At 63.4% G+C, this 24,820-nt stretch carries 23 protein-coding genes and 1 pseudogene; 9 read left to right on the top strand and 15 right to left on the bottom strand.

All coding sequences use genetic code 11. The features are described 5' to 3' along the window. Positions 1-60 precede the first annotated feature (60 nt). The 3 genes from B5V03_RS34145 to B5V03_RS34135 are packed head-to-tail and all read left to right on the top strand — an operon-like array spanning position 61 to position 5,028. The gene (locus B5V03_RS34145; RefSeq protein ID WP_129274753.1) at positions 61-888 is read left to right on the top strand and encodes an FAD binding domain-containing protein; all 828 of its coding nucleotides are present in this window, start codon (positions 61-63) and stop codon (positions 886-888) included. Continuing rightward, a complete protein-coding gene (locus B5V03_RS34140; protein WP_129274752.1) occupies positions 885-3,608 on the top strand; it encodes a molybdopterin-dependent oxidoreductase in 2,724 nt (907 codons plus the stop codon). Before B5V03_RS34145 ends, B5V03_RS34140 begins: the two co-directional genes overlap by 4 nt. Positions 3,609-3,630: 22 nt before the next feature. After that, on the top strand, positions 3,631-5,028 hold the full coding sequence (locus B5V03_RS34135) for a nucleobase:cation symporter-2 family protein (protein ID WP_129274751.1): 1,398 nt from the start codon (positions 3,631-3,633) through the stop codon (positions 5,026-5,028). Here the strand turns inward: B5V03_RS34135 and uraD are convergent. From uraD to B5V03_RS34115, 4 genes are all read right to left on the bottom strand, one after another. After that, positions 5,025-5,912, bottom strand: a complete 888-nt coding sequence (gene uraD / locus B5V03_RS34130; RefSeq protein WP_129274750.1) for a 2-oxo-4-hydroxy-4-carboxy-5-ureidoimidazoline decarboxylase — start codon at positions 5,910-5,912, stop codon at positions 5,025-5,027. The genes B5V03_RS34135 and uraD overlap by 4 nt on opposite strands. A gap of 7 nt (positions 5,913-5,919) precedes the next feature. Continuing rightward, the gene (gene puuE, locus B5V03_RS34125) at positions 5,920-6,855 is read right to left on the bottom strand and encodes an allantoinase PuuE (protein ID WP_129274749.1); all 936 of its coding nucleotides are present in this window, start codon (positions 6,853-6,855) and stop codon (positions 5,920-5,922) included. 1 nt (position 6,856) lies between these two features. After that, positions 6,857-7,270: a DUF3830 family protein gene (locus tag B5V03_RS34120; protein ID WP_092022597.1), complete on the bottom strand. Its 414-nt coding sequence runs from the start codon at positions 7,268-7,270 to the stop codon at positions 6,857-6,859. Between the two features lie 106 nt (positions 7,271-7,376). Then, positions 7,377-7,658 (bottom strand): hypothetical protein, encoded by a 282-nt coding sequence (locus B5V03_RS34115; protein ID WP_129274748.1) that lies wholly within the window; start codon positions 7,656-7,658, stop codon positions 7,377-7,379. 239 nt (positions 7,659-7,897) lie between these two features. Here B5V03_RS34115 and B5V03_RS34110 point away from each other — a divergent pair, with 239 nt between their 5' ends. Continuing rightward, a complete protein-coding gene (locus tag B5V03_RS34110; protein WP_129274747.1) occupies positions 7,898-8,113 on the top strand; it encodes a hypothetical protein in 216 nt (71 codons plus the stop codon). A gap of 1,055 nt (positions 8,114-9,168) precedes the next feature. On the opposite strand, the gene B5V03_RS34100 is transcribed toward B5V03_RS34110, so the two are convergent. Next, complete coding sequence (locus B5V03_RS34100; protein WP_129274746.1) at positions 9,169-9,570, bottom strand: hypothetical protein; 402 nt, start codon at positions 9,568-9,570, stop codon at positions 9,169-9,171. Between the two features lie 293 nt (positions 9,571-9,863). Here B5V03_RS34100 and B5V03_RS34095 point away from each other — a divergent pair, with 293 nt between their 5' ends. Further along, on the top strand, positions 9,864-10,118 hold the full coding sequence (locus tag B5V03_RS34095; protein WP_129274745.1) for a DUF2798 domain-containing protein: 255 nt from the start codon (positions 9,864-9,866) through the stop codon (positions 10,116-10,118). A gap of 10 nt (positions 10,119-10,128) precedes the next feature. Here the strand turns inward: B5V03_RS34095 and B5V03_RS34090 are convergent, their stop codons facing one another. The 3 genes and pseudogenes from B5V03_RS34090 to B5V03_RS34080 all read right to left on the bottom strand — a co-directional run. Continuing rightward, complete coding sequence (locus B5V03_RS34090; RefSeq protein WP_129274744.1) at positions 10,129-11,916, bottom strand: chloride channel protein; 1,788 nt, start codon at positions 11,914-11,916, stop codon at positions 10,129-10,131. A 12-nt stretch (positions 11,917-11,928) separates the two neighbouring features. After that, on the bottom strand, positions 11,929-12,582 hold the full coding sequence (locus B5V03_RS34085; protein ID WP_206736229.1) for a class II aldolase/adducin family protein: 654 nt from the start codon (positions 12,580-12,582) through the stop codon (positions 11,929-11,931). 158 nt (positions 12,583-12,740) lie between these two features. Continuing rightward, a pseudogene (locus tag B5V03_RS34080) lies at positions 12,741-12,958 on the bottom strand (MarC family protein); the annotation flags it as partial. Between the two features lie 93 nt (positions 12,959-13,051). On the opposite strand from B5V03_RS34080, the gene B5V03_RS34075 reads away from it, so the two are divergent. The 4 genes from B5V03_RS34075 to B5V03_RS41815 all read left to right on the top strand — a co-directional run bounded on the left by B5V03_RS34075 (position 13,052) and on the right by B5V03_RS41815 (position 16,750). Beyond that, complete coding sequence (locus tag B5V03_RS34075; RefSeq protein ID WP_129274743.1) at positions 13,052-13,621, top strand: ferritin-like domain-containing protein; 570 nt, start codon at positions 13,052-13,054, stop codon at positions 13,619-13,621. Between the two features lie 183 nt (positions 13,622-13,804). Next, the gene (locus B5V03_RS34070) at positions 13,805-14,188 is read left to right on the top strand and encodes an Hsp20/alpha crystallin family protein (RefSeq protein ID WP_092022588.1); all 384 of its coding nucleotides are present in this window, start codon (positions 13,805-13,807) and stop codon (positions 14,186-14,188) included. Positions 14,189-14,196: 8 nt separating this feature from the next. Then, positions 14,197-16,590 carry an endopeptidase La gene (lon, locus tag B5V03_RS34065; RefSeq protein WP_129274742.1) on the top strand — a complete coding sequence of 798 codons (2,394 nt, stop codon included), beginning with the start codon at positions 14,197-14,199 and terminating at the stop codon, positions 16,588-16,590. Positions 16,591-16,594: 4 nt separating this feature from the next. Next, complete coding sequence (locus B5V03_RS41815) at positions 16,595-16,750, top strand: hypothetical protein (protein ID WP_164988466.1); 156 nt, start codon at positions 16,595-16,597, stop codon at positions 16,748-16,750. A 69-nt stretch (positions 16,751-16,819) separates the two neighbouring features. Here the strand turns inward: B5V03_RS41815 and B5V03_RS34060 are convergent, their stop codons facing one another. The 7 genes from B5V03_RS34060 to B5V03_RS34025 form a co-directional block, all read right to left on the bottom strand. Further along, positions 16,820-17,122 (bottom strand): HU family DNA-binding protein, encoded by a 303-nt coding sequence (locus tag B5V03_RS34060; RefSeq protein WP_129274741.1) that lies wholly within the window; start codon positions 17,120-17,122, stop codon positions 16,820-16,822. A gap of 357 nt (positions 17,123-17,479) precedes the next feature. Next, on the bottom strand, positions 17,480-18,712 hold the full coding sequence (locus B5V03_RS34055; protein WP_129274740.1) for an acetyl-CoA C-acetyltransferase: 1,233 nt from the start codon (positions 18,710-18,712) through the stop codon (positions 17,480-17,482). Positions 18,713-18,829: 117 nt separating this feature from the next. Then, the gene (locus tag B5V03_RS34050; RefSeq protein ID WP_129274739.1) at positions 18,830-20,293 is read right to left on the bottom strand and encodes a GH1 family beta-glucosidase; all 1,464 of its coding nucleotides are present in this window, start codon (positions 20,291-20,293) and stop codon (positions 18,830-18,832) included. Between the two features lie 164 nt (positions 20,294-20,457). Further along, positions 20,458-20,916: a cupin domain-containing protein gene (locus B5V03_RS34045; RefSeq protein WP_129274738.1), complete on the bottom strand. Its 459-nt coding sequence runs from the start codon at positions 20,914-20,916 to the stop codon at positions 20,458-20,460. Beyond that, positions 20,897-21,109: a hypothetical protein gene (locus B5V03_RS42610; RefSeq protein WP_245502425.1), complete on the bottom strand. Its 213-nt coding sequence runs from the start codon at positions 21,107-21,109 to the stop codon at positions 20,897-20,899. The genes B5V03_RS34045 and B5V03_RS42610 overlap by 20 nt, the downstream gene beginning before the upstream one ends. A 228-nt stretch (positions 21,110-21,337) precedes the next feature. Beyond that, entirely contained in the window at positions 21,338-23,701 is a 2,364-nt protein-coding gene (locus B5V03_RS34035) for a hybrid sensor histidine kinase/response regulator (RefSeq protein ID WP_129274737.1), read from the bottom strand. Positions 23,702-24,329: 628 nt separating this feature from the next. Beyond that, a complete protein-coding gene (locus B5V03_RS34025; RefSeq protein ID WP_129274735.1) occupies positions 24,330-24,737 on the bottom strand; it encodes a hypothetical protein in 408 nt (135 codons plus the stop codon). Positions 24,738-24,820 lie beyond the last annotated feature (83 nt).

The following is a 24,820-nucleotide window of genomic DNA, read 5'->3' as shown; positions in this document are numbered from 1 at the left end:
GCGCTGGTCTTGCAACACTTTCTCTCTGTTCGATTCACTCGATGCAAGCACGGCGCAGCCATGGATTTGAATACCATCACGACGGTGGCCCATCCGCAAACGCGCTGCGACCTGCCCGCTTGGACGGCCGGTGATGCTTGGCTCGCAGGCGGCACCTGGCTGTTCTCGGAGCCGCAGGCGCACCTCACTCGGCTGATCGATCTCACCGATCTGAAATGGCCGGCGCTGACGGTCACCGAGACCCATCTCAGCATCGCAGCCACCTGTACCGTCGCACAGCTCGATGGCTTCGCCTGCCCGTCCGACTGGCTCGCAGCACCGCTGATCGGCCAGTGCTGCCGGGCCTTCCTCGCCTCGTTCAAGATCTGGAAGACCGCGACCGTCGGCGGCAATCTCTGCATGTCACTGCCGGCGGGACCGATGATCTCGCTCACATCCGCGCTCGATGGAGTCTGCACGATCTGGAAGGCCGGCGGAGGCGAACAGACAGTTCCCGTCATCGACTTCGTCACCGGCAACCAGAGCAACCGTCTGACGCAAGGCGACCTGATCCGACAGATCGACATCCCGATTGCCGTGCTGAAGCGCCGTTCGGCCTTTCGCCAGATCTCGCTCGCACCAGTCGGCCGCTCCGCGGCGCTCCTGATCGGCAGTCTCGACGCCGATGGCACGCTGGCACTGACAGTGACTGCATCGACTGTGCGGCCGATCCGACTGTCCTTTCCCAAGGCCCCGGACGCGAATGCGCTTCGCGACGCGATCGCGCAACAGATCACGGACCAGCTGTACCATACCGACATCCACGGCAAGCCGCTCTGGCGCAAGCACATGACGCTGCGACTCGCCGAGGAGATCCGCAACGAACTTCTCGGAGCGACGTCCTCATGAGCTTCGAGATCAACGGCACGCCGTTTTCGCAAGAGCCGCGCGCGGGGCAATGCCTGCGCACGTTCCTGCGCGAGCTCGGCCATTTCGGCGTCAAGAAGGGCTGCGATGCCGGCGATTGCGGTGCCTGCACTGTGCTGCTCGACGGCGAGCCGGTGCATAGCTGCCTGATCCCAGCCTTCCGCGCCGAAGGGCGCGCCGTCACCACGATCGAAGGGCTCGGCAGCGATCACGGCGCGCATCCGATGCAGCAGGCTTTCCTCGATGCGCAAGGCTTTCAATGCGGCTTCTGCACCGCCGGCATGATCCTGACCTGCGCCTCGCTGAACCAGGCGCAGCGCACCGATCTCGGCTCCGCGCTGAAGGGCAACATCTGCCGCTGCACCGGCTATCGCGCGATCGAGGACGCGCTGCTCGGAAAAAACAATGTCGAGGAGAGCGTCGAGGCCGGCGCCGCATTCGGCCGCAGCCTGCCGGCCCCCGCAGGCCCCGACGTCGTGCGCGGCAAGGCTCGCTACACGTTCGACACTGCTATCGACGGCCTGCTGCATATCAAGCTGCTGCGTTCGCCGCACGCCCACGCGAAGATCATCGCGATCGACAAATCGGACGCGCTGAACGTTCCCGGCGTGCACGCCGTGCTGACGCATGAGGATGCGCCGTCGGTGCTGATGTCGACCGCGCGGCACGAGAAGGACTGGATGGATCCCGAGGATACCCGCATCCTCGACGACGTCGTCCGTTTCATCGGCCAGAAGGTTGCCGCCGTCGTCGCCGAGAGCGAGGCGGCCGCCGAGGAGGCGTGCCGCCGAATCAAGGTCGACTACGAGATTCTGCCTGCGCTGATCGATCCTGAGCAAGCGATGGCACCGGGCGCACCGGTCGTTCATCCTGACCGGACCACCGAGAACCGTGTTGCCGACGCCAAGCGCAACCTCGTCGCGGAGACGCATGGCGAGTACGGCGATGTTGCGGCTGTACTGGCGACATCCGCCGTCAAGTACGAAGCCACCTTCCACAGTCATCGCGTGCAGCACGCGGCGCTGGAGACCCATGGCGGCCTCGCCTGGCTTGATGAGGCGGGCATCCTCAATGTCCGCACGTCGACACAGGTGCCGTTCCTAACCCGGCGGGCGCTGTCGGACATCTTCAAGCTTCCGATGGACAAGGTCCGCGTGTTCTGCGAGCGCGTCGGCGGCGGCTTTGGCGGCAAGCAGGAGATGTTCGTCGAGGACATTCTCGCGCTCGCTGCGCTGAAGACCGGACGTCCGGTGAAGCTGGAGCTCACCCGCGAAGAGCAGTTCATCGCGACATCGACGCGGCACCCGATGCGGGTCCACATCAAGGCCGGCGCCGATGCCGACGGCAAGCTCACCGCGCTCCAGCTCGAGGTGCTCTCCAACACCGGCGCTTACGGCAATCACGCCGGCCCGGTGATGTTCCACTCGTTGTCCGAGTCCATCGCCGTCTACAATTGCCCGAACAAGCGGGTCGACGGATTTGCCGTCTACACCAACACGGTGCCGGCGGGCGCGTTTCGTGGCTATGGCTTGCCCCAGACGCAGATTGCGATCGAGGCCGCGATCGACGAACTGGCCAAGCAGCTCGGCATCAGCCCCTACGAGATGCGCCGGCGCAACGTCGTCAAAACAGGCGACCCCATGCTGTCGCCGCCGCCATCCGAATTTCACGACGTGGTCTATGGCTCCTACGGGCTCGACCAGTGTCTCGACCTCGTCGAGCGCGCGATGCAGGCGGACGGCCCGCAGCCGGATCTGTCGCCGGAATGGCTGATCGGCGATGGCGTTGCGCTGACCATGATCGACACCGTGCCGCCGGCCGGCCACATCGCGGACGCCATGATCGCGCTCAATGACGAGGGCGGCTTCGATCTCACCGTCGGCACCGCCGAGTTCGGCAATGGCACCAGCACCGTGCACCGGCAGATCGCGGCGACGACGCTGGCGACCACCGTCGATCGCATCCATTTGCGCCAGTCCGACACCGCCCATGGCGGCCACGACACCGGCGCCTATGGCAGCGCGGGCACCTTCGTCGCCGGCAAGGCGACGCATGAAGCGGCGATGCAGCTCGCGACGGATCTGAAGGTGGCGGCTGCAGATGCCTGGCTGTGCGACGTCGGAACTTGCAGGCTCGAAGGCGAGACGGTCGTCAGCGGCGTGCGACGGATGCCCTTTGCTGAGCTGGCGAAACTTGCCCGCGAACGCGGCCAGCCGCTCGTGGCCAACGGCAATTCCGGCGGCACACCGCGCTCGGTTGGCTTCAACGTCCAGGGTTTTCGCGTCGCGGTGAACAAGGGCACCGGCGAGCTCAAGATTCTCAGGAGCGTGCAGGCGGCGGACGCGGGCGTCGTCGCCAATCCGATGCAGTGCCGCGGCCAGGTCGAAGGCGGCGTCGCCCAGGCGCTTGGTGCCGCGCTCTACGAGGAGATGGTGATCGACGCGACCGGTCGCGTCACCAACCCGAAATTCCGCGACTACCATTTGCCTTCCTTCGCCGACGTTCCGCGCACGGAGGTCTTCTTCGCCGAGACGACGGACACCATCGGGCCGCTGGGCGCGAAGTCGATGAGTGAGAGTCCGTACAATCCGGTCGCGGCTGCGCTCGGCAACGCGATCGCGGATGCCACCGGCATCCGGTTCACCGCACCACCTTTCAAGCCGGACCGGCTGTTTCCGGCGCTGCACGAGAAATTTGGATAGGCATATTTCGGGGGATTGATCCATGACCGGCGAAGTGCATCCCGTCGACGAAGTTTTGCCGGTCCCGCGCCTCCTGGCGCTCGGGCTCCAGCATGTGCTGGTGATGTATGCCGGCGCGGTGGCAGTGCCGCTGATCATCGGGCGTGCGCTGAAGCTTCCACCGGAGGACGTCGCCTTCCTGATCAGCGCCGATTTGTTCGCCTGCGGACTTGCGACGCTGGTGCAATGTCTCGGCTTTCCCGGTGTCGGCATCCGCCTGCCCGTGATGATGGGCGTGACGTTTGCCTCGGTCGGCCCGATGCTGTCGATGGCGGTCGCGCCTGATATCGGCCTGCTCGGCATCTACGGCTCCGTGATCGCGGCTGGCCTGTTCGGTATCATTGTCGCGCCGTTCGTCAGCCGGCTGCTGCCGCTGTTTCCGCCCGTGGTCACCGGCACCATCATTCTCGTCATCGGCATCTCGCTGATGCGGGTCGGCATCAACTGGGCCGGCGGCGGCCTGCCGACGCTGACGAAGGTGGTCGACGGCGTCGCCGGCAGCTTTCCCAATCCGGCCTACGGGCAATTGCAGGGGCTCGGCATCTCGCTGTTCGTGCTGCTCTTCATTCTCGGCCTGATCAAATGGGGCACCGGCTTCCTCGCCAACGTCTCCGTGCTGCTCGGCATCATCGCCGGCGCCGTGCTCGCGACCGTTCTCGGCGTGATGCATTTCGACAAGGTCGCGGCGGCGTCCTGGGGCGCGATCGTGATCCCGTTCCGCTTCGGCATGCCGCAATTCCATCTGGTGCCTGTTATCACCATGTGCGTCGTCATGATCGTGGTGATGATCGAGTCGCTCGGCATGTTCCTCGCGCTCGGCGACATCACCGGCAAGTCGATCGACCGCGAAGCCCTGAGCCGGGGCCTGCGTGCCGACGGCGTCGGTACGCTGCTCGGCGGCATCTTCAACACCTTTCCCTACACCTCGTTCTCGCAGAATGTCGGCCTCGTCTCCGTCACCGGCGTGCGCTCGCGCTGGGTGACGGTCACGGGCGGCTGCATCATGCTCGTGCTCGGGCTGCTGCCAAAACTCGCCGCGCTGGTCGAGGCGGTGCCGCTGGTGGTGCTCGGCGGCGCCGGCCTCGTGATGTTCGGCATGGTCGCAGCGACAGGCGCGCGCATCCTCACCTCGGTCGATTTCCGCAACAACCGCTACAATCTCTTCATCGTCGCGATCTCGATCGGCTTCGGCCTGATCCCGCTCGCAGCACCCGGCTTCTTCCGGAATCTGCCGCACGATCTCCAGCCGCTGCTGGAGTCCGGAATCCTGCTCTGCGCAATCGTCTCGGTACTCCTCAATGCGTTCTTCAACGGCCTGAGCGGCGGCGCCGCGGCTGAAGCGGATGCCGCCGCAGTCGCGTCATCCGCGCAGCACGTTTAGCTGCCGCGATAGGTCGAGTAACTCCAGGGCGTGACCAGCAGCGGCACGTGATAGTGATTTTCCGGCTCGCTGATCGCAAAGCGCAGCGGGATCTCGTCGAGGAACGGCGGGTCGGACAGCGGCACGTTTCGTTCGGCGTAGTATTTGGCAACGCTGAAGCGGAGCTCGTAGCGGCCGATCGGCAGCGGACGGCCGCCGATCAACGGCTGGTCGGTACGGCCATCCGCATTGGTGACAGTGCGCGCGATGACGCGGCTTTCCCCGAGCGCGGCGAGCTCGACCAGCTCGACCGGAATACCCGGCGCGGGCTTGCCGGCGTGATTGTCCAGTACATGGGTCGAAAGCCGGCCGTGCACCTTGAGCTTGTCATCGGCGATGACGAGCTGATCGAGACGCAGAGCAGCGATACGAGAGATTTCCTCAAGCGCGCGGCGTGTCTCGGTCTTGGCGATGTTCTGCAGCCGCGCTTCGAAGTCCCGCAGGATGGAATCCTTGGTATGCCGGCGCGCGCAGACGATATAGGGGAAACCAAATTTTTCGCGATATGCATTGTTCGCCCGCTCGAAGGCCGCGTATTCGGCGTCCGACAGACGGTCCAGGCCGGCGCTATTCTGCTCGGCACTCGAGTCAGGCGTGAGTCCCGCTGCGCGCTGGGTCTTGTTGGCAAGGTCGGGGTGCGCACGTATCAGCGCCAGTTGCACCTCGGGCTCAGCGCTCGCGATCGCCGCCTTGATCGCGTCGAGCAGTGGATTGATGCCGGCAAACGGACGGCGCGCCGCGGCTTCTTGGGCAATCCAAGGCGAATATTCGACGACGTTTTCAAGTACTGCGACGAAATCGTCGAAGCTCGCGACATTGAGATCAGACAAGGCGATCTGCGACATTGCTTCCTTATCCGATCTCGAACGCGTCTGCCGCCAGATGCGCGTGCTTGTCGTGCCAGTGCTGCGCGATCTGGAGCCGCGTCGGCACCCAGACGCGCTCGTGCTTGCCGATGTAATCGAGGAAACGGATCAGCCCCGCGGCGCGACCGGGCCGGCCGGCGAGACGGCAGTGCAGCCCCACCGACATCATCTTCGGTGCGGTCTCCCCCTCGGCATAGAGCACGTCGAAGGCGTCCTTCAGATAGGTGAAGAACTGCTCGCCTTCGGCAAAACCCTGCGGGTTGATGAAGCGCATGTCGTTGGCATCGAGCGTGTAGGGGATGATGAGCTGCTTGCCCTTCGTGCCCTTGACCCAATAGGGCAGATCGTCCGCATAGGAGTCGCAGAGATAGAGGAAGCCGCCCTCCTCCATCAACAGACGGTTGGTGTTGATCGAGGAGCGCCCGGTGTACCAGCCGAGCGGCCGCGATCCGGTGGCCTCGGTATGCACGAGGATCGACTCGGCGATCTCGGCGCGCTCCTGCGCCTCGGTCATGTCCTTGTGCTCGATCCATTTCAGGCTGTGGCTTGCGATGTCCCAGCCTGCTTCCTTCATCGCCGCGACGATCTCGGGATTGCGCTTCAGCGCGGTCGCGACGCCAAATACCGTCGTCGGCCATTTGCGTTCGCTGAACATCCGCCATAGCCGCCAGAAGCCGGCGCGCGAGCCATATTCGAACATCGATTCGATATTGGCATGGCGCTGGCCCGGCCAGGGCTGTGCGCCGAGCACGTCGGACAGGAACGCTTCCGAGGCGCGGTCGCCGTGCAAGATGTTGTTCTCGCCGCCCTCCTCGAAATTGACGACGAACTGCACCGCGACCTGCGCGTTGCCAGGCCAGTGCGGATGCGGCGGGTTACGGCCGTAACCGCGGAGATCGCGCGGGTAGCGGGCGTCCGGCAACTCAGACTTCCTCGAAGCGGATCGGGAGAGCGCCCTTCCACAGCACGCTCTTGCCGAGGGTCGCGAGATTCTCCAGGCCCGAGGTCACGGTGATGAAGTGATTGCCGGCGAGCTGGCCCATCTTGCTGGCGAAGCTCACGCCGCCATAGGCCATCAGGATCTCGGTCTCGCTGATGCCGCCGGGATAGAGAATGATCTGGCCGGGGGCGGGATAGCTGGTGTGGTTCTCGTAACCGACGCCGAAATCGAGGTCGCCGAGCGGCATCCACACCGCTTCGCCGCTCCAGCGCACATGGATGATGTGGCTTTCGAACGGCAGCGCCTTACGGAACGCCGCGACGGTCTTGGGCGCCGCCTGCTCCTCGAAGCGGGCATCGAAGGTGAAATCGCCGGCGCGGATAACGAGTTTGCTCATCTCATCTCTCTGGATCGAGGGCGAAAGGCCCCACTTGGTATTTTCAAGCTTGGAATTTTCAAGCAAAGAGCATTCCAGACAGGTTCGCGCAAGGGGCGCTGGGCCCTCACCTGCGGTCGTAGGACCAGCCGAAAATGCCGCTCCGCCGCGTCTCCGGCTCCGCCTCGGCGGCGGCCGGAGCCGGCGCCTCCTTGAGTTCCGCCTGCGGCGGCGGCGCGGGCGGCGCCGGCAGGTTCTCGCACTTCATGGAATAGACCAGCTTGCCGTCCGCGGTCCGTCCGATCGGGGCGCAGGGGTCGGGATGCGCCGCCGAACTCTTCGCAGTCGGCTTGACCTGCGCAGCCGCCGGCGAGGCGATCAGGAGAAGAACCAGCAGATATTTCGACATCGTTGTCGCCTTGAGAGCCTATTCGCCCCATTGAACCGGATTGCGGCGGGCAAGTCCATCGGGGCCACCGGTGCGGCTGCCGAATATTTAGCCGGGACCAAAAAATTTGCTCGCTCCAACGTGATGGCCGCGCATGGTGATCGTGAAGCCAGCGCGGCTGATATTCGGCGGGCGCGTCGCCATGTCCTGCGTGACGGCGAACACACATAGCCGGAGCTGCCGTCACGGGAGAAACAATCATGCGAAAGACCTTTGCCATTCTCGGCGCGACCTTGATCGCCGCCGCGACCATTCAGACCGCCGCAGCGAACGACCGCCACCACGCCCGCAAGGCAAAACCCGCGCCCGTCACTCAGTCCGTCCGCGACTCCAACGCCTTCTGGCCGTCGCAGCAGAGCACACCAGACTGGCAGCGCTACGAAAATGGTGCGATGTCGGCGCCTGCAGGACGGTAATGCTGGACACGTAGGGCGATAAAGCCCAGTTCTTTCGACATCGTCATTGCGAGCGAAGCGCAGCAATCCAGACTGCCACCGCGGAGAGATTCTGGATTGCTTCGTCGCAAGAGCTTCTCGCAATGGCGGAGTACGAGGCGGCATCGCAACTCCCCGACGCGCACTTGTAGGATGGGTAGAGCGGAAGCGAAACCCATCATCTCTCATCACCGCGGAAGCATGATGGGTTTCGCAAGGGCTCTACCCATCCTACGTCAACCAACTCGCAGACATGCCTTCGCAGCCTCGCGGCGCATTTCGCCCGAGCTTTGCTTGATCTCTTCACCCTCTCAAGCCAAGAGGGCGCAGGGAAGGCCGGGTGCCGGCTGGCACCCGCGGTCCGCTGCGCGAAAGGTAGCGCAAGAGAACCGCACAGCGGCATACAGGTGTAGCCAATCACTCGGCCTTCCCTGCGCAGTGGTTGGACGGCTTATGCCGTGCTCTCCCGGGAGCCGAGTTCGTTCTGGCCTCCCTCGCCTTCGCGAAATTCACCGGCACTGCGCCGGTTGACGCGAATGCCGCCTCCGCAAAGGCTTGACCGTAGCAACGACGGCCAGGACCACACGGTTTTGCCGTACGCACGGCCCGCCATTTCGCCGCAGTTTTCCCAGCCCTGTCGACGGAGCCGGAAACTTACAGGCGAGACGAAGCCTAACAGCGCCGCTCGTCGGCACGAAGTTTGGGCTCACGGAGAGCAATCCGCCCCGCCCACGCCTCTCGTGCCCGACGCTGCCGCGTCCACCGCAAGCCCGGCTCGCGAAAATGACGACCACAAGATCGCCCCTCAAGGATGAGCCGGGATGGGCGACACATACGACAAAACCGAATTTCGGTAAAGCGGAATATTTTTAGCGCTATGGGTTGACAGGCGGGCGAAACAGAACGACTGGCGGGCCGATCATCCGGAGAACCAAAAGGGGCGATGCAAAGCACCGCCCCTTTCCGAAATCCGGGAAGCTTCCCCGCAGATCTAACCGATGTCGTCCATGAATCTACGCCGAAATCGGCCGCGTGACTTAATATGGCTGGTAATAGCCGCGGCCGTAGTACGGTCCGCCGCCGTAATAGCCCTGGCCGCCGTAATAGGGACGCGGGCCGTAATAATAATTGTCCTCATAGTAGTCACGGCGCCGCTGCTCGGCGATCACCCCGCCGATGATGCCCGCCGCCGCGCCCATGAAGGCAAGGCCTGCGGCGTTCGGCCCGCGCCGATAATAGCGATGGCGCCGAGCGGCACTGAAGTCAGTGGCGTTGGAGGAATGCTGACCTGTCGTCGCAGCCCTTTCAGAGATCGGCTTGGCCGGCCCTGAGGACGCCGCAGCCGAGGGTGATGCCGAGGCCGCGATCAAGGCGAAGCTTGCGAACGCCGCCACCATCATGTTGCGGCCCGGCGCGGAAATCATGGCTCTAGCACTCATTTCGACCTTCCTCTGTTCTCGCCCAAAGAGACATAAGCAAACGACGCAAAACGCGCAAACCACTGAAATGGTTTCGTGATCGCGGCAATCTGCCACGCTTTGAACGATTGTAAACCGAACGACCTGATCCAGCTTGCGCCACCCAACCTGAGCGGATAATGAACAGCCGCGCCGTTTTTGCGGTCGCCGTAAGCGTTTTACGTGAACCAACGCATCAACCGACGCCGTCGGGATCGATGCCGTTTTGCAGGGTTCACTGTGACTGACGCGTCCTATTCCCCAAGAGAAATCAGATGATTGCGGTTCGCAAACTGCCGGCGCGCTATGCGCCGATCGTGATGCCGTTCGTGTTGTCCATCCTCATGACAGCCGTGGTGTCGGTCATTTCAACGCTCAAAAGCCTCGGCGCGACGCCGGCGTTCCTGGCGACCTGGCCGGGCGCCTGGGCGCTGTCATGGCTCGTCGCCTTTCCAACGCTGCTGATGATGCTGCCGCTGGTCCGCCGGATCGTGGCTTGCGTCGTTGCCTCGCCATCTCAACCAGGCTGACAGCCGAAGCCTACGTCAACGCCCCGAGCACGCCGCGCGTCGCCTTGTCGATCTCCTCGACATAGCGCCGGCGGGCAAAGGTTTCGGTGAGGAAGCCGACCACCTTGCGGCTGTCGGTGGAATCGACCACCGCCAGCATCTCGGCTTCGGCCTCGTCGAACACCGCCATCGCCGACTTCACGTTCATTTCCGGGATCAGCACGATCTCGGTCAGTCGAGCAAGCTCGATCACCTGGATGTCGTCGGCGATGGTGTCGAGATCGCCGGAGAACAGGTCGGGCAGCAGGACGAGGCCGACATATTCGTCCGCATTGTTGACGATGACCACACCCGGCCGCGACCCCAGCGCGAATTCGCGGCGCACAGCGGCTATCGTCGTGGTCGACGGCACCTTGCCGACATCGGAGCGCATCAGCCGCTCGACGGTCAAGTTGCGCAGCCAGCCGACATCGTTGGCGCTGCGGATGGTCTCGCCGCGCAGATGCAGGCGCCAGGTCGAGAAGGAGTGGCCGAACATGAAGCGGACGCAGATCGAGGTGACGATGCAGCCGGCCAGCACCACGGCGGTGACGTCGACATTGCGCGTCATCTCGAGCACGAGGAACGACATGGTCAGGGGGCCGCCGACGATGGCGACGCCGAGCGTCGCCATGCCCGTCAGCATCGCCACCAGTGGATCGATCACGAATTCCGGGCTGATCAGCAACAGCACCGCGGCAAAGAACTTCCCGATCAGGCTACCGACGAACAGCGAGGCAAAGAACAGTCCGCCGCGGAAGCCCGAGGCGAGCGAGATCAGGCAGGCCGTCACCTTGAGGGCGATGATGATCGCGATCAGGCCGATCGTCATGTCGTGAAAGAGGTCGAGCACCATGGCGCCGTGGCCAGCCGCGAGCACCTGCGGCGTGACGATGGCAAAGCTACCGACGATGAGGCCGCCGATCACCGGGCGCAGCCAGACCGGCAGCCATTTGAACAGGCGCTCGAACATCGAGGAGGAGCGCATCACCGCGATGCCGACGCCGCTGGTGACGAGCGCAAGCCCGATCAGCGTCAGATATTGCTCGATGCCGACGGCGCTGACCTTCGGTATTTCGATGGAATATGGCGCGCCGCCGAGCCATTGCGCGGTCAGCGCGCCCGCCAGCGAGGCCGCCAGGATCGGCGCGGCGCTGCCGACCGAATAGACGCCGACGATCAGCTCGCAGGCGTAGAAGGCGCCGGTGATGGGCGCGCCGAACGCGGCTGCGATCGCGGCAGCGGCGCCGCAGCCGACGATCAGGCGCAAATCGTTGCGACGCAGATTGAAGAACTTGCCGAGTAGCGAGGCGATGCCGGAGCCGATCTGGGTATAGCCGGCCTCGAGTCCCACCGAGGCGCCGCAGCCGTTGGAGATCAGCGTCTGGCTCGACACCACCACGCTGTCGCGCATCGACAGATTGCCGCCGCGCAGCGCATTGGCCTCGATCGGGTCCACCGCATTGGAAATCTTCAGGCGCCGCCGCCACCATTCCATGATACCGAGCGCGAGACCGCCGAGCGCGGGCGCGAGCAGCGCCGCCCAGGGACTGACGCGCGTATTGGCGGAGAGACGAACGTCGATCGGAATACCGTAGATCACCACATGCGCGATCTGCGCGATCTCGGCCATCAGCGTCACGATGGCACCGGCAAGCGTGCCGATCACCAGCGCGAGCGGGATGAGGTAGAACTCGTTGCTGCGCAGCAGCGCGCGCAGCCGAACCATGGTGCGGTTCGTCCCCTTGCGATCGACGATATGTCTGATCCGCATGAACACCGTTTGCCCGCCCTACCCGTCCGACATGCCGTAGCCGGCCATGCGCTGGCGGACCCGTTCGATCTCGTCGCTGGACAGCAGCGGCGGTGTCCCGATCTGGAGGCAGCCGTGATACTGCCGCGCCAGCGTCTCGACCTCGACGGCGAGCCACATCGCCTTGTCCAGCGTCTTGCCGACCGCGATCATGCCGTGATGGTCGAGCAGGCAGGCGAGCCGGCCTGACAGCGCCCGGAGCGCGTGCTCGGACAGCTCCGCCGTGCCGAAGGTAGCATAGGGCGCGCAGCGGATGCTGTCGCCGCCGGCTGCCGCGATCATGTAGTGCACGGGCGGGATATCCATGCCCATGATCGCCAGGATGGTGCAATAGGTCGGATGGGCGTGGACGACGGCGTCGACGTCATCGCGCGCCTTCAGGATGTCCAGATGGAAGCGCCACTCGCTGGACGGCTTCTGATGGGGCGCATGCGAGCCATCCATCGCCATCAACACGATCTGGTCGGGCGTCATGGCCTCATAGGGCACGCTGGTCGGCGTGACCAGGACCCCGTCGCCGTGCCGGACGCTGATATTGCCCGAGGTGCCCTGGTTGATGCCGAGCGCGTTCATACGGCGGCATGCGTCGATGATGGCCTGTCTCTTGGCGAGCTCGTCCGCTGTCATCGACATCTGGATTTTCCGGCGATGGACGTTTGTTAGACCGGAAGTACGTCAAAGCAATATGGCAGTGCAAGAGAAAGCGGCCCGGATCGGGCGCGGTCTTGCCGGATGTACCGCTACACCGAAAATTTCACTGAAAAATCAATAGATTAACAGATTTCGCAGCTTTACGAAAAGCTCGCCCGGACGGCCACGATCCCGTTGATCACGACCTGCACCGAATAGGCCGCGAGCAGCATGCCGAGGACGCGCGAGAGCACGGCGTTGCCGGTACGCCCGATCAGGCTCGCTGAGATAAAGCAGAGCATGCAAGCCAACATACCGCGAGGACGATTGCGATGATCGCGGCAAGCTTCGGTCCGTAGCCAGCATCGCCCGCCAGAAGCCTTCGCGAGGAACAATTGTTTCGAAGAGTCTTTATCGCCCGAGGATTGAGGAAGGGCATGCCTTCCCGTGTCGCCTCATGAGGAGAGGATTTATGGCTAAACGAGCAAAGAAACGTGCGAACGCGAAAAAGACGGCATCGCGCCGCACGCGTCAGGCGCCGAAGATGCTCAGCGATCTGTTTCTGGAAACGCTGAAGGACATCTATTTCGCCGAGAACAAGATCATCAAGACGCTGCCCAAGATGGCCAAGGCCGCGCATTCGAAGGACCTTGCGGCGGCCTTCAACAAGCACCTGCGCGAGACCCAGGGCCAGGTGAAACGTCTGGAGCAGATCTTCAAGATGCTGGACAAGCCCGCGCGCGGCAAGCCGTGCGAGGCGATCAACGGCATCACCGACGAGGGCGCCGAGATCATGAAGGATTTCAAGAACGCCCCTGCCCTCGATGCCGGCCTGCTCGCCGCGGCGCAAGCCGTCGAGCATTACGAGATCTCCCGCTATGGCACGCTGCGCACCTGGGCCGAGGAGCTCGGCATGCCCGAGGCGGCGCGTCTGCTTCAGGACACGCTGGACGAGGAAGAGGCGACCGATCACGCGCTGAGCGAGCTCGCGACCTCCGTCATCAACCTCGAAGCGGAAGAGGAATATCGCGCCGCCGCCTGATCAGCGCGCCGCGCCCAATTGTTGCCTTCGCGCCGCGGAACATTTCCGCGGCGTCGAAGCGTCTGACTGCAAGGGCCTCTTCCGGTTTGAGAGGCAGGCATGCTCAAACGCGCGATGCTGGAATTTTGGGGAACCATCCCCATATCCCGTTTTCCAACCGCAGCGCCTTCCCCGAGTTTTGCCATGCAACCTAAAAATCCCCTCGACTGGATGCTGTCCGAAGCCCTGGACCAGCTGACCCGCGCCGAACGGCTGCGTCAGCAGTTCGGCCGTCAGGAAGCCTGCTGGGAGCCGCCGATCGACGTGCTCGAGACCGAGCATGAGCTCCTGATCCTGGTCGCGCTTCCCGGCGTCAATCCTGACAATGTCGAGACTGTCATCCATGACGGCGTGCTCGTCATTTCCGGCCAGCGCACGCTGCCACCGGAGCTTCGCAACGCCCGCATCCACCGGCTCGAGCTGCCGCAGGGGCGTTTTGAGCGCCGCATTGCATTGCCCCTTGGCCGCTACGCCATCAGCCGCTTCGTGATGGACGGCTGCGTCGCTTTGCGCCTCGCCAAATCCTGAGGTCGATCATGGCCACCGAACAGATGAATACCACGCAAAACGAGTCCGACGTGAAGATCCCCGAAGACGCACTGATCATCATCCCCGTGCGCGACATGGTGCTGTTTCCCGGCGCCATCGGGCCGATCGCGATCGCGCGGCCGAAATCGGTCGCCGCCGCACAGCAGGCGCTGCGCGAGCAGCGGCCGATCGGCATCGTCCTGCAGCGCAGCCCCGAGACCGAGGAGCCCGGCCCGGACGATCTCTACCGGGTCGCGACCATCGCCAACATCGTGCGCTACATCACCGCGCCCGACGGCACCCATCACATCGTCTGCCAGGGCGTGCAGCGCGCGCGCATCCTCGACTTCCTGCCGGGGACGCCGTTCCTGGCTGCACGCTTCCAGCAGATCCCCGAGCCGACCACGAACTCGCCCGAGATCGAGGCGCGTGCGCTGAACCTGCAGCGCCTGGCCATCGAGGCGGTCGAGCTGCTGCCGCAAGCGCCGCCCGAGCTGGTCGCGCTGTTCCAGAGCACCAGTGCGCCCGGCGCGCTGGCCGATCTGGCGACCTCATTCATGGACATCAAGCCGCAGGACAAGCAGGAGGTGCTGGAGACCATCGACCTCGCCTTGCGTGTCGAGAAGGTGTCGAAGCATCTGGCCGAACGGCTGGAGGTGCTGCGCATCTCGAACGAAATCGGCCAGAAGACCCGCGCCAGCTTCGACGAGCGGCAGCGCGAGGCGATCCTGCGCGAGCAGATGGCGACCATCCAGCGCCAGCTGGGCGAAGGCGACGGCAAGGCGGCCGAGGTCGCCGAGCTGACGGCTGCGATCGCCAAGGCCAACATGCCACCGGAGGCGGACGCACATGCGAAGAAGGAGCTGCGCCGCTACGAGCGCATGCCGGAGGCTGCCGGCGAAGCCGGCATGGTCCGCACTTATCTGGACTGGCTGATCGAGCTGCCGTGGGCGCTGCCCGCGGAGAAGCCGATCGACATCAAGGAGGCGCGCCGCATCCTCGACGCCGATCATTTCGGCCTGGAGAAGATCAAGAGCCGGATCATCGAATATCTGGCGGTGCGCAAGCTCGCGCCGCAGGGCAAGGCGCCGATCCTGTGCTTCGTCGGCCCGCCCGGCGTCGGCAAGACCTCGCTCGGCCAGTCCATCGCACGCGCGATGGATCGCCCCTTCGTGCGCGTCAGCCTGGGCGGCGTGCATGACGAGGCCGAGATCCGCGGCCATCGGCGCACCTATATCGGCGCGCTGCCGGGCAACATCATCCAGGGCATCAAGAAGGCCGGCACGCGAAACTGCGTCATGATGCTGGACGAGATCGACAAGATGGGCCGCGGCGTGCAGGGCGATCCCTCGGCTGCCATGCTGGAGGTGCTCGACCCCGAGCAGAACGGGACGTTCCGGGACAATTACCTGGCCGTGCCGTTCGACCTGTCGCGCGTGGTGTTCATCGCGACAGCCAACATGCTGGACCAGATTCCGGGTCCGCTGTTGGACCGCATGGAGCTGATCAGCCTCGCCGGTTACACCGAAGAGGAAAAGCTGGAGATCGCGAAGCGCTATCTGGTGCGGCGGCAGCTCGAGGCCAACGGCTTGACCGCCGAGCAGGCCGAGATCGAGCCGGAGGCGCTGAAGCTGGTGGTCAAGGGCTACACCCGCGAGGCCGGCGTGCGTAACCTCGAGCGCGAAATCGGCAAGCTGTTCCGGCACGCCGCGGTGCAGGTCGCCGAGGGCACGGCTGAGAAGGTCGTGGTGACGCCAAAGGACATCGGCACCGTACTCGGCCAGCCGCATTTCGAGGGCGAGATCGCGCAGCGCACCAGCATTCCTGGTGTGGCCACCGGCCTTGCCTGGACGCCGGTCGGCGGCGATATCCTGTTCATCGAGGCCTCGCGCGTATCGGGCCGGGGCGGCATGATCCTGACCGGCCAGCTCGGCGAGGTCATGCGCGAAAGCGTGCAGGCGGCGCTGACGCTGGTGAAGAGCAAGGCCACGCAGCTCGGCATCGATCAGTCGCTGTTCGAAAAGAGCGACATCCACGTTCACGTGCCGGCGGGTGCAACCCCGAAGGACGGACCGAGCGCGGGTGTGGCGATGTTCACGGCGCTGACGTCATTGCTCACCAATCGCACGGTACGCAGCGACACCGCGATGACCGGCGAGATCTCGCTGCGCGGCCTGGTGCTGCCGGTCGGCGGTATCAAGGAGAAGGTGGTGGCTGCGGCCGCTGCCGGATTGAAACGGGTAATGCTGCCGGCGCGCAACAAGCGGGACTATGACGACATCCCGAAGAGCGCGCGGGACAACCTCGAGTTCATCTGGCTGGAGCGCGTCGACGAGGCCATCGCCGCAGCGCTCGAGCCGGCGGAAGCCAAGATCGATGCAAAGATCGAAGCAGCGGAGTGATGCGATGAAGAAACTGCTGGAAGAAGCAAAGCGATCGCGGACAACGCAGCGGCTGCGCCAGCTGCTCGATCGCGCCATCGACCGGGTGCGTGATGCACTCGCAGGACCCGAGCCGCGGCTTCAGCCGGTCCCGGTCCGGCTCAAACGCCGCAAGGGCTGATCCCCTCCGTATCAGCCCCTACGTCGCTCGATACAAAAGGCCCCCTCTTCCGAGGGGGCCTTTGCGTTATCAGGCCACGGCGTCCTTGGCGGCCTTGACCGGGCGGGCGCGGACGATCTTCCGGGCCGGCTTGGCCTTGAACATCATCTCTTCACCCGTGAACGGGTTGGTGCCCTTGCGCGCCTTGGTCGCGGGCTTCTTGATGACGACGAACTTGGCGAAGCCCGGCACCAGGAACAGGCCGCTCTTCTTGAGCTCCTTGTGGCCGACGTCGGTCAGCGTCTCCATGACGCTCTTGACGTCACGCTTGGAAAGCTCGGTGGCGGTCGCAATCTTTTCGATCAACTGCGATTTCGACATTTGGGTTGGCATCGTGTCTCCTCTGATTCGTTGCCGGTTGCATATTAGACCAACCGGCGAAGGCCTATAGCCTTCTGCACAGTTTTGTCACGGTTTTTGCGGGCTTTTTTGGCCCCCTGCGGCAAAAACCCCTGCTTTTTAGCTACTTCCTGAACGGGAGGCGCCTCGGGCAGCGGTTTTTGCCTTGTTTCAAAGGCCCGCACGCTGCCTTGCTAAAGCTGATTCGCGGCTTTCGACAAGCGACGACCGGCCTATTTGTGCAAGGAGGAGCGCGTTTCGCCCTAGAAAATAAGGCTAGATTGTCGTGTTGAGGCGTCTCAGCCGCTCTCTCACCCTGTTCTTACGGAGGCGCGACGAGCTTCGATCGCGCTAGATACGCTCGATGATGACCGCCGGAGCCATGCCGCCGGCCGCGCACATGGTGACGAGACCGCGCTTGAGGTCGCGCCGTTCGAGCTCGTCGAGCACCGTGCCGATCAGGATCGAGCCGGTCGCGCCGATGGGATGACCGAGTGCGATCGAGCCGCCATTGACGTTGACCTTGGCGCGGTCGAGCTTGAGATCGCGGATGTATTTTTCCGCAACCACCGCAAAAGCCTCGTTGATCTCGAACAGGTCGATGTCGTCGATCGTGAGCCCCGCCCTCGCCAGCACCTTACGCGTCGCCGGCACCGGCGCATTCAGCATTAGGGTCGGCGAGTCCCCCATGTTGGCCATCGCGACCACGCGGGCGCGCGGCTTCAGCCCGTGCGCCTTGGCGTAGGACGGTGAAGCCAGCAGGATGGCGGCGGCGCCGTCGACGACGCCGGACGAATTGCCGGCGTGGTGCACGAAGTCGATGTTGAGGTCGGGATGTTTTTGCAGGATCAGGCTGCGATAGGTCGTGCCTTTGTCGTCGAGCGCATAGTCGGCGATCGCCGGGAATGCCGGCTTCAGCGCAGCTAGACCCTCCATCGTGGTTTGCGGCCGCGGATATTCTTCGTGGTCGAGCGCAAGGCTGCCGTCTTCGCGATGAACGGGCACGAGGCTCTTCTTGAAGTGACCGTTCGCGATCGCATGCGCTGCGCGCTTCTGGCTTTCCAGCCCGAGCGCATCGACGTCCCGCCGCGTGATGCCTTCCATCGTCGCAATCGCATCGGCGCAGACGCCCTGATGCGACTGCGGATGCCGCGCGCGCAGGCGCAGATTGCCCGAATCCATCATCATCGGACCGCCGCCGCGACGTCCCTCCATCGACATCATCTCGCAGCCGCCGGCGATGACGAGGTCTTCCGACCCCGCCATGATCGAGTTTGCAGCCATGTTGACGCTGGTGATGCCGCTTCCGCAGAAGCGGTCGAGCGTCACGGCGCTGGCACGCACGTCATAGCCGGCATCGAGTGCCGACATGCGCCCGAGATCGCCGCCTTGCGTTGCGACCTGCGCGCTGCAACCCCAGACGATGTCGTCGACATCGGCAGTGTTGATGCCGGTGCGATCGGCGAGCGCACGCAGCACGGTTGCGCCGAGCTGCTGCGGATGAATGCCCGAGAGTGCTCCCTTGCCCGCCTTGCCGACGCCTCGCGGAGTGCGGCAGGCATCGATGATCAGTGCATCGGTCATTGGCGTTGTCCTCTTGTTCTGAGTGTTGAGGACGGTTTTGAATCAGGGGGAGGAGGGAGTCAATGTGCGGCGGTTACGCCCCTCACCCGGATTTTCCGCCGCGCGTAAAATCCGGCATCACGCCCCCGCGGCGTTTTTCGCGATCACGTTGCGATAAAAGCTCGCGCTGAGCTTCGCCGTGCGGACCTGTGTGTCGAAATTGACGTGATAGAGCCCAAACCGCTTGTTCAGCCCGAACACCCATTCAAAGTTGTCCATCAGGCTCCAGAGGAAGTAGCCGCGCACCGGCACGCCTTCGGCGGTGGCGCGCTGGAGCTGGGCGAGATAGTTGCGCAGATACATGATGCGGTCGGTGTCGTAGATCTTGCCGTCGGGCGACACTACATCGTCGCCGGAGGTGCCGTTCTCGGTGATATAGATCGCGTCCGTCTTCCAGATCTTTGCGGCCAGCTTCGGCACCCAGTAGATCGTCTCCGGCGCGATGCGGAGCCAGTCCGAACTCATATGCGGGAACGATTTCGGGATCGGCAGCGGCATGAAGCCGGCGCCCTGGTCGGACGGCACCACGTAATTCTGCGGCGCGTAGATGTTGAGGCCGAGGAAATCGACCGGCGAGGAGATGATCTTCAGCTCCGCGTCGGTATATTTCGGCGCATCACGCCCTGCGTATTTCAGGAACGCGTCGGTGTACTGGCCCGTCATGATGACGTTGAGATAGCCGGCATTCATCTCGCGCAGCGCGATCTCGGCCGCGCGGACATGCTCGGGCGTATCGATTGCGGGAACGCAGACGTCGATATTCTCGGCCGGTCCCACCCGCGTGCCGCGGCGGCCATGGGCGCGCACGGCCTGCACCGCAAGCCCGTGCGCGAGCGCGGTGTTGTGCCTGACCTGGTTGACGTCGGCTTGCGGCAGCGTCAGGCCCGGCGCGTCGATGGCGAGGCCGTAGCCGAACTGCACGAAGCGGCCGCTCTCGTTCAGCGTGAACACGTTCTTGACGCGATCGGTCAGGCGCTCGGCGACATAGCCCGCATAGTCGCCGAAAATCTTGCAGGTCTCGGTCGAGCGCCAGCCGCCAAACCGGTCCTGCAGCGATTGCGGCAAGTCCCAGTGATAAAGCGTCGCCCACGGCTCGATGCCGTTCTTCAAGAGCTCGTCGACGAGCCGGTTGTAGAAGTCGAGCCCTTTCGGATTGGGCTTGCCGTCGCCGTCCGGAAACACCCGCGGCCAGGCGATCGAGAAGCGATAGGCCTTGCAGCCGAGATCCCGAATGAGCGCGATATCCTCCTTGTAGCGGTGATAGTGCTCATTGGCCCGGTCGCCGGTGGTGCCGTCCTCGATCTTGCCGGGGATGCGGACGAACTTGTCCCAGATCGAGGCCCCTCGCCCATCCTCGTTGACCGCGCCCTCGACCTGATAGGACGAGGTCGCCGTGCCCCAGACAAAGCCGGCGGGGAAGCCGCTGTCGCCGCGCGGCGCGGCTGCGGGCTTGGCCTCGGCGAGCTCGAGAGGACTTGCCAGACCGGCTGCGGACACCCCCGCGATTTTCGCGAACTGGCGACGCGAGACCTTGTCCGACATTGATAGTGCTCCCGAGACGATTGTTGCGGCCGCACCATGCCGGGTCGGAAGCCGTTTGAGAAGCGGAGGCGCGCGTGTTGATTATGCAGAATTGCCGGGATGCGGCATGTTGCCTTCCCTTTTCCCCTTGTGGGAGAAGGCGATCGCTGGCCCGAAGCGCGAACTCACTCCGCAACGACGATGCCAGCCGCCGACGTTGCCGGGCCGTTCCGCGCGATTAACGACCTGAGCCTGTTGACAGCTCGGATCGCGATGCCAAACGGGAACGGATTGGTCAGCCGGAGGAAGGCAATTTTCCTCACATAGCCCTCGACGTGCCATTTGGCGCTCACGCCTTTGCGGAAGAATATCACGTCCCCTACGCCATAGCGCTTCGGCGGCATGCCCTCGCTCTCAAGCACGATCGATCCTTCGAGGATCACGATGGTCTCGTCGAGATCGTAATGCCAGTTGAATTTGCCGGCGGTGCACGACCAAATCATGGTCTTGGCCGTTTTGCATGCGCTCGTCGACAGCACGCGGGAGCGAGCTTCCGGATTGCCTTCAATAATCCAGGTTGGCTCGATCGGCGACGGCTCGAGATCCATCTTGTAGTGCCCGGTTTCAATGGGTGCGTGCAGCATCGGCTTCCTTCACTGCAAATTGCATGGCTTTGAGCGCACTCAGTTTCCGGTTTTTGATGCGAGTGTGAAGAGAGCACTTCGCCGCGCCTCCAAGGAGGTACCTCTTCCTCGTCATGCGGAACAACTGCTGCTCGGCTCGTTCAGGTGCGAGCAGCTGCTGTTCCGTGAGGATGAGAGTGCCCTGCAGGATCATCCCCGGCACCTCGGCTGCCGTCGCCGTATAGGTCGCGACTTTGCCGTGGCAGGTTCCTTCGATGTCTAGCGTGAGCTCATCGTCGACATCGAAGACCGTTGCACGTCCGTCGGTATGGCGCTTCGGACCATGGCAAATCGAGGGTCGTTGTTAAAAGCCGATGGGGTCAAGCTTTGGCGCTTCTCACACTGCACTCTCCGAGCACTTCATCAGACGAGACCCATCTGTTCAGCGACGCTTCTTCATCGCATGTTCTAAACCCTGGCGAAGAGACTGCGGGGTGTAAGGCTTCACGAGCAATATCGCGCCCAATCGCGCGGCTTCAGATTGCACCCCGCTGTCGCCTGTCGCTAGAATTAGGCGTAGACCGGGCCGGCGCCCGTGGATGTCCCTTGCGAGCTGCAGACCGGAAACTCCAGGGAGGCCGACATCCGTAAGTAAGATGTCCACCGGTTGCTCGTCCAGGATCTTCAGAGCCTCTTGAGCCGTGCTGGCCTCTTTTACCGTGCATCCGATATCGCTCAGCATCTCCGTCGTCGTAAGGCGGATGAGGTCGTCGTCTTCGACGAGCAACACGGTCGCGTTCTTGAAAGTCTTTTCGCTGGCCAAGTGTTGCGATCCCTGCGCGCCGCGCCTTTGAGCTTGATTGGCGAACACATGTCTGATTTTTCGGGCAAGCGCCTCGCGTGTATAGGGTTTGGCTAGAAGCTCCACCCCGGGATCAAGCCGCCCGCCGTGCACGATGGCGTTCTGAGTATAGCCGGATGTGAACAGGACCGCGACGTCGGGCAATCGTTCCTTGGCTTTTCGCGCCAAGTCCGGGCTGCGCAGCACGCCAGGCATCATGACGTCGGTGAAGATCAAGTCTATCGGGATGCCGCTATCGACGACGACGAGTGCGCTCGCCGCATCTCGCGCCTTGACCACGCGATAGCCGAGCTCGGTGAGCATCGAGACCGCGACCCCGCGAACCTCATCGTCATCCTCAACCACGAGGACGGTTTCCTCCCCGCCTTTGATCTCGCCGGACGGAGACCCGACCAGAGTATCTTCGCTCGCCACCTCGCGCGGGAAGTAAAGCTTCACCGTGGTTCCGGCACCTACCTCAGTGTAGATTTTGACGTGTCCGCCGGACTGCTTGAGGAAGCCGTAAACCATGGCGAGGCCCAGGCCGGTGCCCTTGTCCTCCGCCTTAGTTGTGAAGAATGGCTCATAGACCCGTTCCAGGATGTCCGGCGGAATGCCGGTGCCCGTATCGGTCACCGCGATCATCACGTATTGTCCCGCGGACAATTCCTCATGCTGCCGGACATATTCGTCATCGAGGAAGGCGTTGCTTGCTTCAATCGTCAGTCGACCTTCGCCGTTCATCGCGTCGCGGGCGTTGATCGCGAGGTTCAAGACCGCATTTTCCAGTTGATCCGGGTCGATGAGGCTATTCCACAGCCCACCCGCGACTACCGTTTCAACCTCGATTTCCCCACCCAGGGCGTGACGAAGCATCTCATCCATGCCTTTGATAAGACGGCCGACGTTCACCACTTTTGGCTCCAGCGGCTGTCGCCTCGCGAAGGCAAGCAACTGGGAGGCAAGTTTCGAACCGCGGGCAACACCTCCGAGAGCGCTTTGGACCCGCATCTCGGCACGGGCATTGCCGGCGATATCCTTGCTCAGCAGTTGCAGGTTTCCGCTGATGACCTGCAACAAGTTGTTGAAGTCATGAGCGACGCCGCCGGTGAGTTGCCCGATCGCCTCCAGCTTCTGCGATCGGATCATGGTCGCCTGCGCCACTTGGAGCGCAGCTTCCGCCTCGCGGCGTTCGGTGATATCCCGCGTCACCTTGGCGAAGCCGACGAGCTTGCCGTCGTCATCCCGAATGGCATCGATCACGACGTGCGCCCAGAACGCAGTGCCGTCCTTTCGGACCCGTTGACCTTCGTTCTCCCATCGCCCTATTCGGGTCGCTGTCTCCAGGCCGGTACGCGGAAGCCCGGCGGCGCGGTCGGCTTCCGTGTAGAAGTTGGAGAAATGTCTGCCAATGATCTCTTCGGGAGTATAGCCTTTGATGCGCTGCGCACCGGTGTTCCAGCTTGCCACGTGGCCTTTCACATCCAGCATGTAGATGGCGTAATCGGTAACGCTTTGAACCAGCAGTCGGAACTGTTCTTCGCTTTCGCGAAGTTTTGCCTCGGCGGCCCTTCGCTCGGTCAAGTCACGAGTGATTTTGGCGAAGCCGACAAGCTCCCCCTCAGGCGAGCGGATCGCGTCGATGACAACATGGGCCCAGAACTGCGTTCCGTCTTTGCGGACGCGCCAGCCTTCGCGCTCGAAGCGGCCGGTACGCTCGGCCTCCTCCAGCGCCTGAGCAGGAACGTTCTGCGACCGCTCGGCGTCGGTGTAAAAGGTCGAGAAATGCCGACCGATAATCTCATCCGCCTCATAGCCCTTGAAGCGCCTGGCGCCCGGGTTCCAACTCGTCACGCGACCCTCGCGATCTAACATGTAGATCGCGTAATCAGTGATCGCTTCGACAAGAAGCCGGTAGCGGCCGTCGCTGCTCTGAGCGGCCTCAAAGAGGTTTGACGTTTCCATACGAATCCTATCCCAGCCCCAGTTGGGTTGGGACGCAGTCTACTGAAACGCCACCCAATCAATTGGGTTCCATTAAACCGCGGTACTTCGGAACCTGGACTGAACCACCTCGGAGTGGCCCTCAACCGTCCCGAACAGTCGGGCCACATTGCCTCGCGCCAAGCCCTTCTTGGCGCGTTTAACCGCTTGAGATTGTGGTAACCTCTTCCGTTCGACCAAGCGCCTGTTCGGGCAGGCCACAACGACTGCCCCACGTGAGAGCAACTGTGAATTTCGAGGTAGATATATGTCGTATGCCTACAAGCTAAATGAAGACGTTCGCCACCAGCCCCAAGGCCCACAAGGACGTGCCGCAACTGATCAACCGATGATTTACACCATCGTCCAGCATATGCCCATCGAGGCCGATGGACGTCTCCGATATCGCATCAAGTGCAAGTCGGAGAAAATCGAGCGAATCGTTACGGAAGATCAGCTTTCGTATTCACAGTGATCTGCTTGATGACGGCAGGAGTCCCGGCGCGGGTGAATTGCCTCGGAGTTGCCTGATCAGTTACGGACTATTCTCGTTGCCTGGCGAACTTAGACATTCCGGAATGCCTGCCGTGGGTCACGCTTGCTCCTGCGATCACCGCGAACGCTTCGGCAACTTTGGAAGCTTGTCGGGATTGAACGCTGGGACCTGCCCGGTTGGTTCACCTACCGGCGGGGGCTGTTCAGTCAGAATGAGTGTCCCATGGAGGATCATTCCCGGCACTTGTTCCGCCGTCGCCGTGTAGGTCGCGATCTTGCCGGGGCAGCTTCCCTCAATGGCCAGCGTGAGCTCGTCATCGACGCCGAACACCGTTGCACGCCCATCGGTATGACGCCTCGTCGACACAATAGCTGTGAAGCGATCTCCATCGACCGTGCACGAGCCGTGATACGTCATCAAGCTGTCGCGACCCCAGATCTGGCCGTCTGCGACATGGACGATCCCGGCACCTTGATCGAGCGGCGTCTTGTACCACGCCGCATATGTGCCGTCCTTCAGCATGGGAGCAGTCTCCCCTGATCTTCCCTCGCGAGATCATCCGCATGATTGGCGCTAAGAAATCGTTAATTGTGCGGCGGGCGCAG

It is taken from the genome of Bradyrhizobium betae, assembly GCF_004123905.1.
Lineage (GTDB): Bacteria > Pseudomonadota > Alphaproteobacteria > Rhizobiales > Xanthobacteraceae > Bradyrhizobium > Bradyrhizobium betae_A.
Note: the sequence above shows the minus strand (reverse complement) of the source record. Positions and strands in the feature narration are given on the sequence as shown.

Bases quoted from the DNA above. Each gene is read 5' to 3' on its own strand.
- B5V03_RS34145 (WP_129274753.1), top strand. From the start codon at position 61: ATGGATTTGAATACCATCACGACGGTGGCCCATCCGCAAACGCGCTGC.
- B5V03_RS34140 (WP_129274752.1), top strand. From the start codon at position 885: ATGAGCTTCGAGATCAACGGCACGCCGTTTTCGCAAGAGCCGCGCGCG.
- B5V03_RS34135 (WP_129274751.1), top strand. From the start codon at position 3,631: ATGACCGGCGAAGTGCATCCCGTCGACGAAGTTTTGCCGGTCCCGCGC.
- uraD (WP_129274750.1), bottom strand. From the start codon at position 5,912: ATGTCGCAGATCGCCTTGTCTGATCTCAATGTCGCGAGCTTCGACGAT.
- B5V03_RS34120 (WP_092022597.1), bottom strand. From the start codon at position 7,270: ATGAGCAAACTCGTTATCCGCGCCGGCGATTTCACCTTCGATGCCCGC.
- B5V03_RS34115 (WP_129274748.1), bottom strand. From the start codon at position 7,658: ATGTCGAAATATCTGCTGGTTCTTCTCCTGATCGCCTCGCCGGCGGCT.
- B5V03_RS34110 (WP_129274747.1), top strand. From the start codon at position 7,898: ATGCGAAAGACCTTTGCCATTCTCGGCGCGACCTTGATCGCCGCCGCG.
- B5V03_RS34100 (WP_129274746.1), bottom strand. From the start codon at position 9,570: ATGAGTGCTAGAGCCATGATTTCCGCGCCGGGCCGCAACATGATGGTG.
- B5V03_RS34095 (WP_129274745.1), top strand. From the start codon at position 9,864: ATGATTGCGGTTCGCAAACTGCCGGCGCGCTATGCGCCGATCGTGATG.
- B5V03_RS34085 (WP_206736229.1), bottom strand. From the start codon at position 12,582: ATGTCGATGACAGCGGACGAGCTCGCCAAGAGACAGGCCATCATCGAC.
- B5V03_RS34075 (WP_129274743.1), top strand. From the start codon at position 13,052: ATGGCTAAACGAGCAAAGAAACGTGCGAACGCGAAAAAGACGGCATCG.
- B5V03_RS34070 (WP_092022588.1), top strand. From the start codon at position 13,805: ATGCAACCTAAAAATCCCCTCGACTGGATGCTGTCCGAAGCCCTGGAC.
- lon (WP_129274742.1), top strand. From the start codon at position 14,197: ATGGCCACCGAACAGATGAATACCACGCAAAACGAGTCCGACGTGAAG.
- B5V03_RS41815 (WP_164988466.1), top strand. From the start codon at position 16,595: ATGAAGAAACTGCTGGAAGAAGCAAAGCGATCGCGGACAACGCAGCGG.
- B5V03_RS34060 (WP_129274741.1), bottom strand. From the start codon at position 17,122: ATGCCAACCCAAATGTCGAAATCGCAGTTGATCGAAAAGATTGCGACC.
- B5V03_RS34055 (WP_129274740.1), bottom strand. From the start codon at position 18,712: ATGACCGATGCACTGATCATCGATGCCTGCCGCACTCCGCGAGGCGTC.
- B5V03_RS34050 (WP_129274739.1), bottom strand. From the start codon at position 20,293: ATGTCGGACAAGGTCTCGCGTCGCCAGTTCGCGAAAATCGCGGGGGTG.
- B5V03_RS34045 (WP_129274738.1), bottom strand. From the start codon at position 20,916: ATGCTGCACGCACCCATTGAAACCGGGCACTACAAGATGGATCTCGAG.
- B5V03_RS42610 (WP_245502425.1), bottom strand. From the start codon at position 21,109: ATGATCCTGCAGGGCACTCTCATCCTCACGGAACAGCAGCTGCTCGCA.
- B5V03_RS34035 (WP_129274737.1), bottom strand. From the start codon at position 23,701: ATGGAAACGTCAAACCTCTTTGAGGCCGCTCAGAGCAGCGACGGCCGC.
- B5V03_RS34025 (WP_129274735.1), bottom strand. From the start codon at position 24,737: ATGCTGAAGGACGGCACATATGCGGCGTGGTACAAGACGCCGCTCGAT.